This window comes from Paracoccus yeei ATCC BAA-599, assembly GCF_000622145.1.
GTDB lineage: Bacteria > Pseudomonadota > Alphaproteobacteria > Rhodobacterales > Rhodobacteraceae > Paracoccus > Paracoccus yeei.
Window position 1 is genome coordinate 1 of record NZ_JHWH01000008.1, and the last position, 19,259, is coordinate 19,259.

Consider the following 19,259-nt stretch of genomic DNA (forward strand, 5'->3'; position numbering starts at 1 on the left):
GCTTGACGTTATCACGATTGGCCGTGCGGGGGTTGATTTGTATGGCCAGCAGGTCGGGGGCCGGCTTGAGGACATGGGGTCGTTTGCGAAGTATATCGGGGGCAGTCCCACGAACATCGCCTGCGGGACGGCGCGGCTGGGGCTCAAGTCGGGGCTGATCACGCGGGTGGGCGACGAGCACATGGGCCGCTTCATCCGCGAGCAGCTGGTGCGCGAGGGGGTCGATGTGCGGGGCGTCAGGACCGACCCCGAGCGGCTGACCGCGCTGGTGATCCTGGGGATCCGCGACGAGGACAGCTTTCCGCTGATCTTCTATCGCGAGAACTGCGCCGACATGGCCTTGTGCGAGGACGACATCGACGAGGGGCTGATCGCCGAGACGCGCTCGGTGCTGGCGACGGGGACGCATCTGAGCCATCCGCGCACCGAGGCCGCGGTGATCCGGGCGCTGGAGCTGGCCCGCAAGCACGGGGCGCGGACGGCGCTGGATATCGACTATCGCCCGAACCTCTGGGGCGTGGCAGGCCACGGCGCGGGCGAGAGCCGCTTCGTCGAAAGCGCCGCGGTGACGGCGAAGCTGCAATCGACGCTGCATTTCTTCGACCTGATCGTCGGCACCGAGGAGGAGTTCCACATCGCCGGCGGCAGCACGGACACCATCGCGGCCTTGCGCGCGGTGCGGGCCGTGTCGGACGCCACGCTGGTCTGCAAGCGCGGCGCCAGGGGGGCGGTGGCCTTCGAAGGCGCGATCCCCGCGAGCCTGGACGACGGCGAGACCGGCCCCGGCTTTCCGATCGAGGTGTTCAACGTGCTGGGCGCCGGCGACGGGTTCTTTTCGGGGCTGCTGAAGGGCTGGCTGGACGGCGAGAGCTGGCCCCGGGCGCTGGAATACGCCAATGCCTGCGGCGCCTTCGCGGTCAGCCGCCACGGCTGCACGCCGGCTTATCCGAGCCTCGAGGAACTGCAGTTCTTCCTGCGGCGCGGGGTGGTGCGGCCGGACCTGCGCAACGATCCCGAGCTCGAGCAGATCCACTGGTCGACGAACCGCGCCCGCAACCACGGCGGCGACTGGTCCACGATGCGGGTGTTCGCCTTCGACCACCGCGCCCAGCTCGAGGCGATGCCGGGCTACAGCCCCGAGCAGGGCGGCGCCTTCAAGGAGCTGTGCCTGCAGGCGGCGCTGCGGGTGGCGGACGGTCGGCCGGGCTATGGGATCCTCTGCGACGACCGGATCGGGCGGCGCGCGCTGCATGCGGCCTCGGGCAGCGGGCTCTGGATCGGGCGGCCCTGCGAATGGCCGGGCTCGCGCCCGCTGGCGCTGGAGCCGGCGCTGGGGCCCGATTGCGGCGGGCTGGAGGCCTGGGCGCGCGAGAACGTGGTCAAGGTCCTGTGCTTCTGCCACCCGGACGACGACGCGGCCCTGCGCGCGGATCAGGAGGCGACGGTCAAGCGGCTGTTTGCGGCGGCGCGCCGGAACGGGCTGGAGTTCCTGCTGGAGATCATTCCCTCGAAGGTGGGCCCGGTCGATGACGACACGACCGCCACGCTGATCCGGCAGTTCTACGCCGCGGGGGTCTATCCCGACTGGTGGAAGCTCGAGCCGATGCGGACGCCGGCCGCCTGGGCCGAGGCGGTGGCCGCGATCGAGGATCACGACCGCCATACCCGCGGCATCGTGGTGCTGGGCCTGGATGCGCCCGAGGCGGAGCTGGCGGCGAGCTTTGCCGTCGCGGCGGCCTTTCCGCTGGTGCGCGGCTTTGCCGTCGGGCGCACGATCTTTGGCACGGTGGCGCGGGACTGGCTGGCGGGGAAGATCGGCGACGAGGCGGCGGTCGAGGAGATGGCGGCGCGCTTTGCCCGGCTGAGCGGCCTTTGGGACAAGGCCCGGGCCGGGGCGCGGGTGGCCGCGTGACGGACGGGGGGCGCTGCCCCCCGCACCCCCCGGGGTATTTGGGAAACGATGAAGGACAGGGGCGCCGCGCGCGTCCGGGAGGCAAGGCATGAATGGCGGGACGATCCGGCTGACGGCGGCGCAGGCGATGGTGCGCTGGCTGTCGATGCAGATGACCGACGAGGGCGAGCGCTTCGTCGAGGGCTGTTGGGCGATCTTCGGCCATGGCAACGTGGCCGGCATCGGCGAGGCGCTGCACCAGGGCCAGCACGGCACGCTGTGCGGCAACACGCCCTTTCCGACCTGGCGCGGCCAGAACGAGCAGAGCATGGCCCATGCCGCCATCGCCTGGGCCAAGGCCAAGGCGCGGCGGCGGGCCCATGCGGTGACCAGTTCCATCGGCCCGGGCGCCACGAACATGGTGACGGCGGCGGCGCTGGCGCATGTGAACCGGCTGCCGGTGCTGTTCATCGCGGGCGATGTCTTCGCCAACCGCCGGCCCGACCCGGTCTTGCAGCAAGTCGAGGATTTCGGCGACGGCACGGTCAGCGCCAATGACTGCTTCCGCCCGGTGGTGCGCTATTTCGACCGCATCCAGCGGCCCGAGCAGCTGCTGTCGGCGCTGCCGCGCGCGCTGCGGGTGATGACCGATCCGGCGGACTGCGGGCCGGTCTGCCTGGCCTTTTGCCAGGACGTGCAGGCCGAGGCGTTCGACTGGCCCGAGGATTTCTTTGCCGAGCGGGTCTGGCGCATCCGCCGGCCCGAGCCGGATGCGGCCGAACTGGCCGAGGTCGCCGGGCTGATCCGGGCGGCGACGGCGCCGGTCATCGTCTGCGGCGGCGGCGTGATCTATTCCGGGGCCGAGGACGTGCTGGCGGCGTTTGCCACCCGCCATGGCATTCCCGTCACCGAGACCCAGGCCGGCAAGTCGGCCCTTGCCCAGGCCCATCCGCTGAACCTGGGCGCGGCGGGGGTCGACGGCTCGGCCGCGGCCAATGCGGCGCTCGCCGCGGCGGATCTGGTGATCGGGGTGGGCACAAGGATGCAGGACTTCACCACCGGCTCGCGCACGCTGTTTTCCGGGCGGCTGGTGTCGGTGAACGTGCAGGGCTATGACGCGGCCAAGCATGGCGCGGTGACGCTGGTCTCGGATGCCAGGGTGGCGCTGGAGAAGCTGTCGGCGGCCTTGGGCGATCATCGCGTCGCTTTCGACGGCGCGGGTCGCGCGGCCTGGCTGGCGGCGGTCGATGCCCATTGCGCGGCGCCCGCCGGCGAGGGTGCCCTGCCGACCGACGCCCAGGTGATCGGCGCCGTGCAGCGCGCCGCCCCCGAGGCCATCGCGATGTGCGCGGCGGGCACCATGCCGGGCGCGTTGAAGCTGCTGTGGCAGCCCGCCCAGGGCGGCTATCACATGGAATACGGCTATTCCTGCATGGGCTACGAGATCGCCGGGGCCCTGGGGCTGAAGCTGGCGCGACCGGACCGCGAGGTGGTCTGCTTTGTCGGCGACGGCAGCTACATGATGGCCAACAGCGAGCTGGCGACGGCGGTGATGCGGCGGGTGCCCTTTACCGTGGTCCTGACCGACAACCGCGGCTATGGCTGCATCAACCGCCTGCAGGCCGGGACCGGCGGCGCGGCCTTCAACAACATGTATGTCGACTGCGCCGTCGAGGCGCAGCCGCAGATCGACTATGTCGCCCATGCCGCATCCATGGGCGCCCATGCGGTCAAGGCCGGCAGCATCGCCGACCTGGAGGCCGAGATCGCCGAGGCGCGCTCTCGCGCCATCCCCACGGTCATCGTCATCGACACCACCGCCGCCCCCGGCCCGGGCGACGGGCTGGAGGGCGCCGGCCACTGGTGGGATGTCGCCGTGCCCGAGGTGGGCGATCACGACAGCCTGCGCGACGCCCATGCCAAATATATCGAAAACGCCAGGAAACAGGCGACCGCGAATTGAAAGGAAATCCCATGATCCGCTATGGCACCAATCCCATCGCCTGGGCCAATGACGACGATCCGTCGATCGGCGCCCATATCCCGACCGAACAGATCCTGCACGAGGCGGGCGAGGTCATCGGCTTCGACGGCATCGAGAACGGCCATCGCTGGCCCGACGACCCGCAGGCGCTCAAGGCGCTGCTGGGCCGCTATGGGCTGGTCTTCGTCTCGGGCTGGTATTCGACGGAATTGCTGACCCGCTCGGTCGAGGAGGAGATCGCCGCCGTGCAGGGGCATCTGGCCAAGCTCAAGGCCAATGGCTGCACGGTCTGCATCGCCTGCGAATGTTCGAACACGGTGCACGGGCGTCCCGATGTGGCGGTGAACGACCGGCCCCGGCTGACCGCGGCCGAGATGGCGGACTTCGGCGCGAAGGTCGAGGCCTTCGCGGCCTATCTGGCGGGGCAGGGGATCCGGCTCGCCTATCACCACCACATGGGCACCGTGGTGGAAAGCCCCGAGGAGATCGACGCCTTCATGGCCGCGACCGGCCCGGCCACGCATCTGCTGTTCGACGCCGGCCATTGCACCTTCGGCGGCGGCGACCCCGCGGCGGTGCTGGCGCGCCACGCGTCCCGGGTCGCGCATTTCCATGCCAAGAACATCCGCCCTGAAGTGACGGCGCGGGTGCGGGCCGAGGGGCTGTCGTTCCTGCAGGGCGTCCTGGCCGGGGCCTTTACCGTGCCGGGCGATCCCGAAGGGGCCATCGACTTCGTGCCCCTGCTGCGGATCCTGGCCGGGGCGGGCTATGACGGCTGGCTGGTGATCGAGGCCGAGCAGGACCCCGATCTGCGCAACCCGCTGGAGTATCAGTCGATGGGCCTGAAGGCGCTGAAGGCCGCGGCGCGCGAGGCCGGGCTGGACCAGACCGTGGCTGCCTGAGGGCCGCGGCGGGCGGGGAGGCGCTGCCTCCCCACGGCATCGCGCGATGCGCGACGCCTCCCCTCCGGGGTATTTCGACAACGAGGAAGGACCGGACGATGAACACGCTGTTGCGAAAACCCTTCGGCAGCCACGGCAAGGTGCACGAGATCACCCCGCAATCGGCGGGCTGGCGCTATGTCGGCTTTTCGCTTTACCGGTTGCGGGCGGGCGAGGTTGCGGCCGAGGCGACCGGCGGGCGCGAGGTCATCCTGGTCATGGTCGAGGGCAAGGCCGGTGTCCATGCCGCGGGGCAGGACTGGGGCGTCTTGGGAGACCGCATGGATGTCTTCGAAAGGACGCCGCCGCATTGCCTGTATGTGCCCCCCGGCCAGGACTGGCGCGCCGAGGCCCGGACCGACTGCGTGATCGCGGTCTGCTCGGCCCCCGGCACGGGCGGGCATGCCGCGCGCCGCATCGGCCCGGACGGCATCAGCCTGACCCAGCGCGGCGAGGGGCCGAACACCCGCTTCATCAACAACATCGCCATGGAGGCGGAGGATGTCTGCGACAGCCTGCTGGTGACCGAGGTCTTCACCCCCGCGGGCAACTGGTCGTCCTATCCGAGCCACCGCCATGACGAGGACGATTTCCCCCGCATCACCTATCTGGAGGAGACCTACTACCATCGCCTGAACCCGAGGGACGGCTGGGCGGTGCAGCGCGTCTATACCGACGACGGGTCCCTGGACGAGGTGATGGCGGTCAGGGACGGCGACGTCGCCCTGGTGCCGCGCGGCCATCACCCCTGCGGCGCCCCCCATGGCTTCGAGCTTTACTACCTCAACGTCATGGCAGGACCGAAAAGGGCCTGGCGCTTCGTCCCGGCCCCGGAGGTCGAGCACATGATGAGGTGAGCGCCTAGGGGGCCGGAGGCCGCAGGACCTTGCGGGTGAAGACCGACATCGCCTTGCGCGCGCCGGTGCGGGCGTCGTGGTCGGGCAGCCAGCGTTGCAGATCGCCGGACAGCATCCGGCTGGCCGCGCCATAGGCGCAGACGTGGGCAAGGGCGACCAGCATCTCGAGATCCTCGTCGGGGGCGAGCAGGTCCAGCGCCTGCGCCTGGCGCAGCAGCCGCAGCATCAGGTCGTGGATGGACTGTTCATACCGGGCCAGCCCCGCGTCCCGGCTGAATTCCCCGGCCGGCATCATGGCAATGATGTGGAAGGCGGCGGGATGGTCGCAGGCCCATTCGACATAGGCATCGGCAATCGCCTCGAACTGGCCCAGGACGTCGGATTCGCCCACCTGGACGACCTTGCGCACCAGTTGGTCGTTCAGCAGCACGAAGGCGTTCTGCGCGATGGCCCGATGAAGCTGATCTTCGGAGCCGACCACGGCCAGAAGCGCGGCGGTCTGCATCCCGAGGTCGGCGGCGATCCGATCCAGCGAGGGAATGTTGCCATCCTGCGCGGCAAGTCGGCCTGCCGCCTCGATGGCATGGGCAAAGGCCGTGCCACTGGCTGGGTCATGGGCCCTGTCGGTCGGGGCCCTGTCCTGTTGGGTCATCATCTCTCCACGGGTCGCTTGCGCCGGGGACGGGAGAACGGACGACGGTGAAACAGAGCGCGTCGGTATTGATATAATAACCCATCGCCCTGCTCAAGGCCCGACTGCGTGGCATTTGAACTGCCCGGTCCAGATTCTGAAAGACGGTTGATCGCAAGCGCCAGAACATTTATAGAACATGTATGAAACGGGATCTGCAGCAGCGACTGGCGATTCTGGCCGACGCGGCCAAATACGACGCCTCTTGCGCCTCGAGCGGGAGCGAGCGGCGCGATGCGCGGCAAGGTGGCATCGGCTCGACCGAGGGGATGGGGATCTGCCATGCCTATGCGCCGGACGGGCGCTGCATCTCGCTGCTGAAAATCCTGCTGACGAATTTCTGCATCTATGATTGCGCCTATTGCATCAATCGCAGTTCCAGCAATGTGGCGCGGGCGCGCTTCACCCCGGACGAGGTGGTCTGGCTGGTGCTGGAGTTCTATCGCCGCAACTACATCGAGGGGCTGTTCCTAAGCTCGGGGATCGCGCGCTCGCCCGATCACACGATGGAACAGATGGTGCGCATCGCCCGCGACTTGCGGCAAAAGCACGGGTTCAAGGGCTATATCCACCTGAAGACCATCCCCGAGGCCTCGGGCGCACTGATCGACGAGGCGGGGCTTTACGCCGACCGGCTGTCGATCAACATCGAACTGCCGACAGATGCGGGCATTGCCGACTTCGCGCCGGAAAAGCAGCCGGGCCAGATCCGCCGCGCCATGGGCGACCTGCGTCTGCGCATCGAGGCGGGGGCCGAGCCGACCCACACCGGACGGCGCAAGCGCTTTGCCCCGGCGGGCCAGTCGACGCAGATGATCGTCGGCGCGGATGGGGCGAGCGATTCGACGATCCTGGGGTCCAGCGCGCGGCTTTACAGCAGCTATGGGTTAAAGCGGGTCTATTATTCGGCGTTCAGCCCGATCCCGGATGCCTCGACCCGGCTGCCGCCGCAAAAGCCGCCGCTGATGCGCGAACACCGCCTGTATCAGGCCGACTGGCTGTACCGCTTCTACGGCTTCTCCATCGACGAGATCACCTCGGCCCGGCCCGATGGGATGCTGGACCTGGACCTGGACCCAAAGCTTGCCTGGGCGCTGGCGCATCGCGCGGATTTCCCCGTCGACGTGAACCGCGCCCCGCGCGAGATGCTGCTGCGGGTGCCGGGGCTGGGCACCAGGACCGTCGATGCCATCCTGGCCGCGCGCCGCCACCGCAGCCTGACGCTGGACGACCTGGGGCGGATGCGGGTCTCGGTGAAGAAGCTGCGTCCGTTCGTCTCGGCCGCGGGCTGGTCGCCCTTGCGGCTGATCGACCGCGCCGACCTGCGGACGCTGTTCGCGCCGCCGCCCCGGCAGCTTGCGTTGCTGTGATGCTGCGCGTCGCGCTGTCCTCGCAGGCCGATGCGCGGGAATGGCGCGATGCGGCACGGGCGCTGGTGCTGGCGGGCGTGGCCCCGGGGGATGTCGATTGGAGCGTGGCGGGCGAAAGCGACCTCTTCGGCGCCGGCGATGCGCTGCCGCGGCCAGGCGCCGGCGCGGTCCCCGCGCGGGTTCCGCGCCGCTTTCCCGACCTGCTGGAGGCTGCGCTGTGTCACAGCGACCCCGGCCGGTTCGCGATGCTCTACCGCCTGCTCTGGCGCCTGCAGGATCAGCCGCATCTGCTGGAGGTCGCGCCCGACCCCGATGTGCAATGGCTGCATCGGGCGGTGAAATCCGTGCGGCGCGATGTCCACAAGATGCACGCCTTTGTGCGGTTTCGCGAGATCCCCTCGGACGGGCGGCGCAGCTTTGTCGCCTGGTTCGAGCCGGACCACCATATCGTCGCCCGCGCCGCGCCCTTTTTCGCGCGCCGCTTTGCCGACATGGACTGGCTGATCCTGACGCCGCGCGGCCGCGCGGGCTTTGCCGATGGGCAGCTGCGGACCGACGAGGTTCTCGCCGAAAAGCCTGCGTTGGAGGACCCGACCGAAAACCTGTGGCGGACCTATTTCGGGGCCATCTTCAACCCCGCCCGGCTGAAGGTTCGCGCCATGCAATCCGAGATGCCGCGCAAATACTGGAAGAACCTGCCCGAGGCCGCGCTGATCCCGCAGATGATCGCGGGGGCGGGCGAGGCCGTGGCGCGGATGGAGGCGCAGGCGGATCGCGCGCCGCCGGCCTTTCACGCGGCCATCCGGGCCCGGCGTGCGGTGCCGGCCGAGCCCCTCGCACCAGACGGCTGGCGGGGCTTGCGTGCGGGGGTGCTGGGCTGCAAGCGCTGCACGCTTCACGCCCAGGCCACGGGCGCAGTGCCGGGCGAAGGGCCGCAGGATGCGGCCCTGATGATCGTGGGCGAACAGCCCGGCGATCTCGAGGATCTGGCTGGCCGGCCGTTCGTCGGCCCGGCGGGACAGGTGCTGGACCGGGCGCTGGCCGGGGCCGGGATCGACCGAAGCCGGAGCTATCTGACGAACGCGGTCAAGCACTTCAAGTTCACCCCGCGCGGCAAGCGGCGCATTCACCAAAGACCCGACGCGGGCGAGGTGTCGCATTGCCGCTGGTGGCTGACGCAGGAAATCGGGATGGTGCGCCCCCGCCTGATCGTCGCCATGGGGGCGACAGCCATGCTGGGCCTGACCGGGCGCAGCGGCAAGATGGGCGAATTGCGCGGCCGGATCATCGAGCGGGGGCAGGGCCCGGCCATTCTGCCGACGTGGCATCCGGCCTATCTGCTGCGCTTGCCGGATGCCGTGCAGGCCGTCGTCGCCACGCGCCAGTTCGAGGACGACCTGACGCTGGCGGCAGCCTTTCTTAGCGGCGCAGGAACGCTATCAGCGCCGCGTTGAATTCGTCGGGGTGACTGACGTTCAGGCCGTGGGGCGCATCCTCGATCACCACCAGCTCGCTGCCGGGGATCGCCTCGTGCGTGCGCTGGCCCGAGCCCTCGAGCGGCACGATGCCGTCGGCGTCGCCGTGCAGCACCAGCACCGGCACCTGGATCTGCCGCAGGTCGTCGCGGAAATCGGTGGTGCCGAAGGCCTTCATGCAGCCAAGCGCCGCGACCTGGGACGACTGATGCGCCAGTTCGATGGCCTTTTGCCGGTCGCTTTCGGTAACTTTCAGCTCTTCATTCGCGGTGAAGAAATCCTGGGTGAAGCTGTCGAAGAAGGTGTCGCGGTCGTCCTTCAGCGCGTCCTCCATGGCCTTGGCCTGCTCGGGCGTCAGCGGGCCTTCGGGGTTGTCGTCGGTCTGCATCAGATAGGGCGGCACGGCGGCGGCAAAGACGAGGCTGTGAACGCGGTCCGCGCCGTGGTTCGGGATATAGCGTGCGGCCTCGCCCCCGCCCATGGAAAAGCCGACGATGGTCACGTCCCGCAGGTCGCGATCCAGAATCACCTGATGCAGGTCGGCGGTCAGTGTATCGTAGTCATAGCCCGTGGCGGGCTTCGAGGACCGACCAAAGCCGCGCCGGTCGTACGTCAGGACACGAAAGCCCGCGTCGCGCAGGACGGGCACCTGCTTTTCCCATGCCGCCCCGGACAGGGGCCAGCCGTGAATCAGGATGACGGGGCGCCCGGCACCTCCGCTGTCCTCGACGTGCAGTTCGACTTTCTCGGCCATGGCAGATCCCCGGTTGGCGCCTCGCGCGTTGAGCCGGGGGAACGCCAGGTCGGGGGCGCTGGTTTCGCGACGCTTCTGTGACAGCCCGGCTGTCCGGTGTTTCGGCGGGGCGGCAGAGCGCCCGACTTGTCGCGCTAATGCAGGATGCGCACCTGGCGGGCAGTGCCGAACCCTCGGGCAGCAACTGGCCGAGCAGGGATCACGCCACTGGGCGCGGGATCGCAGACAAAAAGAACATATGTTTCCTTAACCCAATCAATATCCCGAACAGCGCAAACATAATGATCTTTCCCACGCGAAATAGGCACCGATGTCACAAATATGTCGGCGGATTCTTGCGTTAACCAGTGTTGACGGACCATTTTGAGGGCGCTATCAGCCTTGCAGCGGATCGTGGAAATAGCCGAAACGTCGAAAAAGATAATTTGTTCCAGATTACCGAGTAGCGCGTCGCATTGCGCTGGCAAATGGCCGGAAATGCGAGGGCGTCTGTCAGCCGACACATTCAAGCCGTCGATCCCGAAAGGGGTCTGAAACCCGATTTTGAAGGTCATCAGCCATGCGCGCCGTGTTTTTCGTCCAGGAGGGTCTGCGCGACCAGATCGCCGCGATCATGCCTGCCGATTGCGTTGAATGTGTTGGATTGTCGGACGGAATGGCCGCGATTCGACGTCTGGACGGCCGCCGTCCCGCGGGCGTCATCACGGGAAAGGGCGCGGCCGCCAAGATGCCCGCGCTGCCGGCCGCCTTGCAGATGCTGCCCCGGCTGGAATTCGATCCCCGCAATCAGAAGAAACTGGCCGCCGATATTATCGGCCTGCTGCTGGATCAGATGAATTCGGTCGAAAGCGATGCCGGATCGGCCCGACTCGCCGCCTCGATTCTGCGGAACGAGAATAACGCGCTGGAGGAAAGCCTGAAAGCGGTCGAGGATTTCATGTATAGCCTGGGCAATCCCCGCTATATGAAATCCCTGTCGTGGGAGCCGGTCGGCCAAATCGCCCGGATCGAGCCGCGCTCGGTGGCCGAACAGGTTCTGCCGCTCAGCATCGCCTGCATCGCGGCGGTCGATCTGTGGCTGCCGCAGGGCACGAACGCCCAGGGGTTGCAGGCGGCGCTGGTCGATGCGGCCGGCGTGTCCCATGCGCTGCGCCCGGCCGAGGGCGGGGCCGGCGCGGGCTGGCTGCGCTTGCAGCCCGACCAGCCGATCGGCGGGGTCGAGCGCGACTGCATGCTGCGGCTGGACTGGAAGGATTCGGCGCCGCTGTCGCTTGGCCTGGGCCATGCCGTCCCCGATCAGCGCTTCGCCCTGCGGCTTCCCAAGGGTCCGGCGTGCGAACAGCTGCTTGCGCTGCGGGTCTGGAAGGGCCTGCCCGGTGTCCGTCTGCCGGCCGAGGTGCAAGGCGCCGCCCTGGTCGACGAGGCGGGCTTCGTTTCGCCCGCGCTGCTGCCTCGGCCCGAACTGTTCGCGGTTCCGCCGCAGGCCCAGGACCACATCTCGGCCGCCTTCTGGGAAAACGAGGACGCGGTCATGGTCCACCCCTCGCGCCAGGGGCCGGTCTGCGCCATCATCCGCGACGTGGACCTGCCGTCGATGTCCCATATCTCGGCCCTGGTCAACGTCGGCCATCCGCGCGCGCCCAGTCTGAACTTTGCCGTCGGCGTTGCCCCGCATGGCCGGGTGGACGAAGACGGTTTCTGGCAGCGCCGCATGGGCCCCTGGGTGCATGGCCTGCCGCCGCACGGCTGGGCGCAGGCCCATTGCATCCCGCAGGAGCGGATCGAGGGGCGGGCCGATATCCTGCTGGCGGCCTCGCTGGCGACGGACGGCCCGAACGACATGAGCTGGGGGCTGTTCCGCGGCTTTCGCATTGCCAGCCGCGGCGGAAACGCGGCGCTGCTGCAATGAGCCCGCGCGACCAGGTCAGCGTCGTCATCCCGGTCTGGGGCCATCCCGTTCTGCTGGACGACGCCATCGGCGCGGTGCATCGCGAAATGGCCAGCGGCACCATCCGTCGGCTGGTGGTGGTCAATGACGGCTGCGAGCATGACGAGACCATGGCCAGCATCGCAAGCTGGCAGGCGCTGCTGGGCGAACGCATGGCGGCGCTGCATGTGCCGAACGGCGGGCTCAGCGCCGCGCGCAACTGCGGGATCGACGCCGCGCTGGCGCTGGATCAGGACATCGCGGCCGTGCTGCTGCTGGATGCCGACAACGTCCTGGCGGCGGGCGCGGGCGCCGCGTTCGGCCGTGCGCTGGCGCGCCACCCCGACCGGGACTGGTTCTATCCCGATTTCGACTTCTTCGGCCAAAAGGGCCATTACGTCACCGACCGCGAACCGGACCTGCTGTTTCACGCCCATGTCAACCTGTGCGAGGCCGGCAGCCTGATCCGCCGCCGGGTGCTGGACGCCGGGCTGCGCTTTGACGAGACGATGAAGCAGGGCTACGAGGACTGGGATTTCTGGCTGTCGGCCGCCAGCCGCGGGTTCCGGGGCCAGCCCTTTGCCGAGCCGGTGCTGCTGTACCGCAAGCGTCCCGCCAGCATGCTGGCCGGTTCCCACGACCGCGACGGCGAACTGCGTCGCTTTCTGGAACAAAAGCACCGCTGGTTGTTTTCCTGCCCCGCGCTTCTGGCGCTCGAAGCGGCGCGCTTTCCCCGCTATGCGCTGGTCGAGGGCGGACAGGCCTTTCTGTGCACGGACCCCGACCAAGGCGAAAGCGTTCCCCTGGCCGAGCTTGAGCGCCGGATCTTTGCCCATCTGGCCGATCCCCACCGCAACCACGCGCCCGCCGTCCTGATCTTTCTGCGCGACGGCACCCGTGCCCGGCTGGCCCAGGCTCGGTTGCTGCACGGCTTCCTGTGGAACTGCGAACGGCGGCAGGCGCGGCTGGAATGGCCGGGCGACGTGGACCTGTTCTTCCTGGACGCCTCGGACGCGGGCCATGCGGTCCACGGCGACCTGGGCAATCCCGACCGCCCGTCGGACGGGGCGGTCCTGTCGATGCAGGGCCTGCGCCGCATCCTGCTGGAAACCGATGCCGCCTGGGCGCGCGAGATCGACCGGACACCCTGTCCCCATCCCGTGACAAGCTGGGGGCTCGAGGTGGCGGACGGGCGCGCCGCCCGTCCCGACAGCGACAGCGCCGCCGAGGTGATGCGCGGCGTTCTGGTCGCGCTGCACCGCAGCCGCTATCGTCCGGCGCTGGACCAAAGCTGGAACTGGCGCGAGACCGGCGGCGCGGCAAGCCGCGCGATGGCGGTCGAGATCCCGCGCAAGGCCGTTTCGGGCGGCATCGTCTTTCCGCTGCTGAAACAGCCCGGCCGCAAGGACATCGGGATGGTCCTGCCGATCTTCGACTTCGGCGGAGTGGAAAAGGTCGCGGCAAGCCTGGCGCGCGAATTGGCGGCGGCGGGGCACCGGCTGCACCTGTTCATCGCCAGCGACCGCCCGATCCATTCCGACGCCTGGGCGCTTGAGCCCTTCGCCACGGTCAGCTGGCTGCCCGACGCCTCGACCCTGGACTGGTCGGGCCCCGAATACCTGGGCACGGCCGAGCCCAGCTGGGGCAACGGCACCGAGCGCGCCGACCTTGCGGGGCTGCTGTCGTCGATGGATGCGGTCATCAACGCCCATTCGGCGGCGCTGCACAAGGTCGCCGGCCGGCTGCGCCAGCAGGGCATCCTGATGATCGACCACGAGCATCTGGTCGAGCGCAGCACCTATGGCCGCAACTATGGCCCGCCCAAGCTGGCGCTGGCCTATGAGCACGCCTACGACCTGGTGCTGACCTGTTCGAGGACGCTGGCCCACTGGCTGAACGCCCAGGGGATGCCGCGCCGCAAGCTGTGCCCGCTGGTCAATGCGCCCGGCTATCCGCTGAAGGCGGATCGGCTTGCGAAGGCCTTGGACGACCGTGCCACCCGACCGGGCGACGGGCCGCTGCGCGTGCTGTTCATGGGCCGGCTGGACCCGCAAAAGGGCGTTCACCGGCTGGCCGCGATCCTGGGCGATCTGGCGCGGCATGCCCCGGACATGCGGCTTTCCGTCGCGGGTCAGGCGGTCGTCGATGCGCCCGCCGACCTGGCCTTTCCGCCGCAGGTGCGGATGCTGGGCGCCGTGCGCGGCCCCGATGCGCTGACCGCGCTTCTGGCGGACACCGACGTGATGATCCTGCCTTCGCATTACGAAGGGCTGCCGCTGTCGGTTCTCGAGGCGCAGCGGCTGGGGGTGGTGGTGCTGGCGACCGATGTCGGCGCCATGCGCGAGGCGATCCGCGACGGCGTCGATGGTTTCATCCTGCCCGAGGATGGCTGCGAGGACGCCTTCGTGCGCCTTGTTCTGGATCTCGACCGGGACCGCGCGCGGCTGCGGGCGGTGTCGGCCGGTGCCTTGGCCTCGGGATCGCGCGACTGGGCCGATGCCGCCGCCCCGCTGCTGGCCTGGCTCGGCACGAAATGGGAGGCGCCTGTCTGCGGCGATCAGCAGACTTTTCCTGAAACGCATGGAAGGAAATCAAATTGACGACGATCTACGCTGCTGCGGTTCGCAATTACGAAGCCGCCGCCGCGGTCCTGACCGCGTTGCAATCCAACCGGCTGGACCTCGTGGCCGAGGTCCATGCCGCCATGGTCGGCCGGCCCAAGCTTAGCCTGTCGGGCGGCTACAACACCGTCACCTCCGCCTTTGGCGCCTGCGTTCCCGGCGGGACGCGCTGCGACGTGCTGCCCGTGGCCAGCGACGCCCATGCCGTCGAACTGCGCAGCGCCGGCCTGCAGTGGATGACGCTGGAAGCGCCGCTGCCCGATGGCGTCATCGCGCGCAAATGCTTCATCGAATGTCAGGCCCATGGCGAGGTGCCGCTGGTCGCCGATGTCTTCCTGCGCAGCTTCGATGCCGAGGGCGAGGCGCAGGACAGCGGCCATGTCGAATGGCGCATCCAGCAGGATTCCGTGTCGCTGTGCAGCCTGGACCTGCCCGCCGCGGACGAGGAGGCGACCGGCCGCCGCGTCATCATCCACCTGCGCCAACCGGCCCAGCGGCTGGTCCTGAGCGGGCTGGCGCTGACCCTGATCTGAACCCGGCGCGGCCATGCCCCGGCATGGCCTTGCCCGACGGAAGGAGCCTGGACATGGGCCTTAACATGGATTTCTGCTTTGCCGACGCCCGGGCCATCCTTGTCCTGGCAGGCTGGAGCGCGGACCCCTGGCTTGACCTCGAACTTCATGCCGAGGATGCGCGGCTGTCGCCCGTGCTGGTCACGCGCCATGCGCGGCGCGACCTGCGCACGGCCGAGCCGATGGGGTATCTGGCGGTCTTCGACCTTGGCGGGCTGGACCTGCCCGGAAACGCCGCGATCCATCTCAGGACCGGGCACGAGTTCACCGAGCTTTCGCCCGAACGGCTGGTGACGGACGAGCTGCGCCTGATCGAGGTCGGCGTGGACGAGGTCTTCTTCGCCTGGCTGCGCCTTGTCGGGCAGGGCACGCTGACCGCGCCCAAGGGCGAGACGGCGCAGGCGGTGATGACCCGGCTGCGCTTTGCGCCGCTGCTCGCGCGCGAAAGCGACGATTTCGGTCTGGGTACCGACCGCTGCCTGGTGGGCGAGGCGGGGCAGGGGCTGGTTTCGGGCTGGTTCATGCCGGCCCAGGGCCAGACCGAGGCGCTGACCGCCCTGGCCATGGACGACCGGCAGCTGTGCCGGGTCGAACTGATGCCCGGTGCGCTGCCGCGCGCGGACCTGCAACCCTATGCCACGCGCTATCGCTTCAGCGGAACGGACGGGTTCTGCGGCAGCTTCCTTCTGGCCGAGCCTGCCAGCGGCCCGGTGCGCGTGCTGTTCCTGATCCCCGGCCAGCATGCCGCCGCGGGCGTCCTTGTCGCCGCCGAACCCACCCCCGCGGCCGCGCTGGCGGTCCAGACCTGTCAGGTCCAGCTGGAACTGCCCGACCCCACCCGCCAGACGCGCCTGCGCCGCGCCATGCTGGAGCCTCTGCCCGCCTGGCAGCCGCCGTCCGGGGTGGCGCCGGTTCGGGCGGGTCGGGTGCTGCTGGTCCTGGACCACGATCTGCCCGATGCGGACCTGCGCGACGTGCTGCGCCGCGTGGGCCTGCGGCTGGACCGGCCGCTCGAACTGTTCCTGCTGCGCCCCGGCCTGACCCGTCCCCTGGCCGCCGCGGTCGAGGGCGCGCAGCGCGACCTGCCCCAAGGACTGGTCCTGCGCGGCACCGGCATGGCGCTGGACCGCGAGGTGCCGATGGCCGAACTGGCGCTTTACGGCCGCAGTTCGACCCTGTTCCAGCTGGACGAGGATGCGCGCGTGTTCGACGCGACCCTGCGGCGCCAGCCGGTGCAACTGTCGATCCTGGACCCGATCTTTGCCGTGGCGGGGGGCGATCCCGGGCAGCGCTTCCTGCGCGACCAGCTGGCCTTCGCGCTCAGCGCGCCGACCGCCCTGCTGCGGCCGCTGCTGGCCCAGGCCCCGCGCGCCTACCTGACCGAGGAGGCGCGTCTGCGCGACATCGCGCGCCACCTGCTGGGCGCCGGCGCGGCCCATGCCGAGGGGCTCGCCCCGACGCGGCATTTCGCGGGCAAGTCCGGCCCCCTGAACCAGCCCCTGCCCGGCGGGCTGGACCTGCACACGTTCGACGCGGAAAGCCGCGCTTTGATGGAGGCGTTGTCTGCCGCATGACCCGGATCGTCGTTGTATCCCATTCCCACCCGAACCTGCGCTACGGCGGCGGCGAAGTCGCGGCCTATCGCCAGTTCCAGCACCTGCTGTCCCTGGGCGAGGACGCCTATTTCGTCGGCTCGACCATCGGTCCCGAGGACAGCGCCAAGTTCTTCGGCCCCGGCCAGCAGGTCATCAGCTTCGACCCGCGCGACTTCTGCCTGCAGGGGCGCGGCATGGACGCCTTCCAGATGGAGCAGGCCCGGATCGAGGACGAGGACTGGATCGTCGAATTCCTGTCCGCCTTCCAGGCCGAGGTCTATCACTTTCATCATTTCTGGAACATCGGCGCGGGCACCATCCGGCGGCTTCGCGCGGCCCTGCCCAAGGCGCGGTTCATCTGCACCCTGCACGAGTTGACGGCGATCTGCGCCAATCACGGCCAGATGGTCAAGCGTTCGGGCGAACTGTGCCATGCCTCGGCCGAGGTGGCCTGCGCAGCCTGCCTCGGCCGGCCGCCGGTCGATTTCGTGCTGCGCAAGGCGCGCATGATCGAGATGCTGGATCTGTTCGACCACCTGTTGTCGCCCAGCGAGTTCCTGCGCGACCGTTTCGAGGACTGGGGCATCGCGCCCGGCCGCATCGCGGTGATCGAGAACGGCCTGGACCACCACGCCGAATACCCCCCCGAGACCGAGGCCGAACTGCTGGCCAAGTCCGGCCGCTTCGCCTTCTTCGGCCAGGCCACGCCGACCAAGGGCCTGGACGTGCTGATCCGGGCTGCCGCCCTGATCGAGGCCCGCATGCCCGAGACCGAGGTGCCCCTGGACATCGATATCCACGGCGTCGACGAAGAAGGCTTCACCCGGCTCTGGCCCAAGCTGGAAATTCCCGACTGCGTGCGCTTTCGCGGCCGCTATCGCCCGCAGGATTGCGTCGACATCATGCGGGGCTACGGCTGGATCGTCATTCCCTCGGTGTGGTGGGAGAACAGCCCCGTGGTGATCCAGGAGGCGCGCGCGGCGTTCACGCCCATGATCGCCTCGGACATCGGCGGCATGGCCGAGAAGACCGCAGGCTGGGGCATCCCGTTCCGCACCGCCGACCCCGCGTCGCTGGCCCAGGCGATTTTGTCGGTCCACGCCCGGCCCGACGTGCTGCGCGACCACAAGGCCCGGATCACCCCGCCGCTGGACCTTGCTGGCTTCCACGCCGAATGGGTGGAGGCCTGCGGCATGACCCCGGCGCGCGTCCTGCGCGAGGGGGCGGCGTAGTGACGGTCGGCGAGACCGTCGCCCCTGATACATTTCCGGCAACGCCCGCCACGGACACGAACACCGCAATCTATAAGGAGATGCGATAATGAAAATTGGACTTTTGTGGGAAAGCGCAAACTGTGGGCTTTATTCCAATTCGGATTTTGACAAGCTTTACAGGCAGGTTGGACATAACAACGGCAACCTTGCCTTCGTGCATGCCGTGCGAACCCAGATCGATGCCGAAGTACTGTATTTTCCGTGGCATACCCGGCCCGAGGTTCTGAACAAGGCCGTTGATTTCGTTGTCATCCCCTGCGCCAACCAGTTGGGCAAGCACACGGATCTGGGCGGGCTCGCCAAGAACCTTTCGCAGGTCGAAAAGCCCATCGTGGCCATCGGGCTCGGTGCCCAGGCGCGCGAATTCGGCGCAGACGTCGAGCTGACCGAGGGCACCCGCGCTTGGCTTGACGTTCTGATCGAGAACGGGCGCAAGCACGGCATCCAGAACATCTATACCCGCGGCCCCTACACCTCGGAACAGATCAAGAAGCTGACCGGCGCCGATACTCTGGCGAACGGCTGCCCTTCCCATTTCATCAACCCCCGGCCCGACCTGGGACGCCGCATCCAGGCGAACTGGGAGGCGAACCCCCTGCCGCAGCGGATCGCCGTCGCAGGTGGGCACGAAAGCTGGCGCGACACGCGTGAGATCGAGCAGCAGCTGATCGCCATGATGATGGACCCGCAGTTCCCCGGCGTCTACATCGTCCAGTCGATGGGCAACATGATCAAGATCTCGCGCGGGCTGTTCGACGAGATCGAGCCCGATGCGCTGGCCCGCATCCACCGCCACACCGTCCCCCATTACACCCTCGACCAGTTCAAGGACTGGGCGCGGAACTATGCGCGTTCTTATTACGACGTGGCGGCCTGGATGGACGAGCTGCGCCGCCATGACCTGCTGATCGGCCCGCGCTTCCACGGGGCGCAGCTGGCGATCCAGGCGGAACGCATGGCCTGCACCGTCACCATCGACACCCGCACCGAAGAGATGTGCCGCGAAACCGGGGTGCCCTATCTGCGGGCCCAGGACCTCAAGCAGCCCCTGACCCGTGCGCGGCTCAAGCAGCTCGTCAAGTTCGACGGCGCGGAATACGACCGTTTCCGGGCCATGAAATGCGCCCGCTACATCGAATTCCTGCGCGGTACCGGCCTCAAGCCCGTGGCTTGGCTCGAGGACATTGCAGCGGCGGCACAACCCGCGCCGAAGCCTGCCGAAGTCGCCTGACGTCCGGGACAGTCTTGGCCTCGACCCTCGGGACTATCCCGGGGGTCACGCAAACCTGATAAACATTTGATAGCTT

The 19,259-nt window shown here is 68.8% G+C and carries 15 protein-coding genes; 12 read left to right on the forward strand and 3 right to left on the reverse strand.

Annotated elements, in window-relative coordinates:
* The 4 genes from BU28_RS0105240 to iolB all read left to right on the forward strand — a co-directional run.
* On the forward strand, positions 1-1,912 hold a 1,912-nt coding region (locus BU28_RS0105240; RefSeq protein WP_036762101.1), incomplete at its 5' end, for a bifunctional 5-dehydro-2-deoxygluconokinase/5-dehydro-2-deoxyphosphogluconate aldolase.
* 88 nt (positions 1,913-2,000) lie between these two features.
* Positions 2,001-3,854 carry a 3D-(3,5/4)-trihydroxycyclohexane-1,2-dione acylhydrolase (decyclizing) gene (iolD, locus tag BU28_RS0105245; RefSeq protein ID WP_028718539.1) on the forward strand — a complete coding sequence of 618 codons (1,854 nt, stop codon included), beginning with the start codon at positions 2,001-2,003 and terminating at the stop codon, positions 3,852-3,854.
* Between the two features lie 11 nt (positions 3,855-3,865).
* The gene (iolE, locus tag BU28_RS0105250; protein ID WP_028718540.1) at positions 3,866-4,777 is read left to right on the forward strand and encodes a myo-inosose-2 dehydratase; all 912 of its coding nucleotides are present in this window, start codon (positions 3,866-3,868) and stop codon (positions 4,775-4,777) included.
* Between the two features lie 98 nt (positions 4,778-4,875).
* A complete protein-coding gene (gene iolB / locus BU28_RS0105255; RefSeq protein WP_028718541.1) occupies positions 4,876-5,673 on the forward strand; it encodes a 5-deoxy-glucuronate isomerase in 798 nt (265 codons plus the stop codon).
* 4 nt (positions 5,674-5,677) lie between these two features.
* Here the strand turns inward: iolB and BU28_RS0105260 are convergent, their stop codons facing one another.
* Positions 5,678-6,325, reverse strand: coding sequence for a TetR-like C-terminal domain-containing protein (locus tag BU28_RS0105260; RefSeq protein WP_143809752.1), 648 nt, complete (start codon positions 6,323-6,325; stop codon positions 5,678-5,680).
* A 182-nt stretch (positions 6,326-6,507) separates the two neighbouring features.
* On the opposite strand from BU28_RS0105260, the gene BU28_RS0105265 reads away from it, so the two are divergent.
* Positions 6,508-7,734 carry a putative DNA modification/repair radical SAM protein gene (locus tag BU28_RS0105265; RefSeq protein ID WP_028718543.1) on the forward strand — a complete coding sequence of 409 codons (1,227 nt, stop codon included), beginning with the start codon at positions 6,508-6,510 and terminating at the stop codon, positions 7,732-7,734.
* Positions 7,734-9,188, forward strand: a complete 1,455-nt coding sequence (locus BU28_RS22040) for a UdgX family uracil-DNA binding protein (protein WP_051577758.1) — start codon at positions 7,734-7,736, stop codon at positions 9,186-9,188. The genes BU28_RS0105265 and BU28_RS22040 overlap by 1 nt, the downstream gene beginning before the upstream one ends.
* On the opposite strand, the gene BU28_RS0105275 is transcribed toward BU28_RS22040, so the two are convergent.
* Positions 9,154-9,963, reverse strand: coding sequence for an alpha/beta fold hydrolase (locus BU28_RS0105275; protein WP_028718544.1), 810 nt, complete (start codon positions 9,961-9,963; stop codon positions 9,154-9,156). The two genes, BU28_RS22040 and BU28_RS0105275, sit on opposite strands and share 35 nt — an antisense overlap.
* Before the next feature lie 134 nt (positions 9,964-10,097).
* A complete protein-coding gene (locus BU28_RS25245; RefSeq protein WP_143809751.1) occupies positions 10,098-10,517 on the reverse strand; it encodes a hypothetical protein in 420 nt (139 codons plus the stop codon).
* Between the two features lie 5 nt (positions 10,518-10,522).
* On the opposite strand from BU28_RS25245, the gene BU28_RS22045 reads away from it, so the two are divergent.
* The 6 genes from BU28_RS22045 to BU28_RS22060 all read left to right on the forward strand — a co-directional run bounded on the left by BU28_RS22045 (position 10,523) and on the right by BU28_RS22060 (position 19,183).
* Positions 10,523-11,872, forward strand: a complete 1,350-nt coding sequence (locus BU28_RS22045) for a DUF6212 domain-containing protein (RefSeq protein WP_051577760.1) — start codon at positions 10,523-10,525, stop codon at positions 11,870-11,872.
* Positions 11,869-14,490, forward strand: a complete 2,622-nt coding sequence (locus tag BU28_RS22050; RefSeq protein WP_051577762.1) for a glycosyltransferase — start codon at positions 11,869-11,871, stop codon at positions 14,488-14,490. Before BU28_RS22045 ends, BU28_RS22050 begins: the two co-directional genes overlap by 4 nt.
* Positions 14,487-15,044 carry a hypothetical protein gene (locus tag BU28_RS0105290; RefSeq protein ID WP_028718545.1) on the forward strand — a complete coding sequence of 186 codons (558 nt, stop codon included), beginning with the start codon at positions 14,487-14,489 and terminating at the stop codon, positions 15,042-15,044. The genes BU28_RS22050 and BU28_RS0105290 overlap by 4 nt, the downstream gene beginning before the upstream one ends.
* Positions 15,045-15,097: 53 nt before the next feature.
* The gene (locus BU28_RS0105295) at positions 15,098-16,657 is read left to right on the forward strand and encodes a hypothetical protein (protein WP_028718546.1); all 1,560 of its coding nucleotides are present in this window, start codon (positions 15,098-15,100) and stop codon (positions 16,655-16,657) included.
* On the forward strand, positions 16,654-17,910 hold the full coding sequence (locus tag BU28_RS22055; protein ID WP_051577765.1) for a glycosyltransferase: 1,257 nt from the start codon (positions 16,654-16,656) through the stop codon (positions 17,908-17,910). Before BU28_RS0105295 ends, BU28_RS22055 begins: the two co-directional genes overlap by 4 nt.
* 88 nt (positions 17,911-17,998) lie before the next feature.
* Complete coding sequence (locus BU28_RS22060) at positions 17,999-19,183, forward strand: polysaccharide pyruvyl transferase family protein (protein WP_051577767.1); 1,185 nt, start codon at positions 17,999-18,001, stop codon at positions 19,181-19,183.
* Positions 19,184-19,259 lie beyond the last annotated feature (76 nt).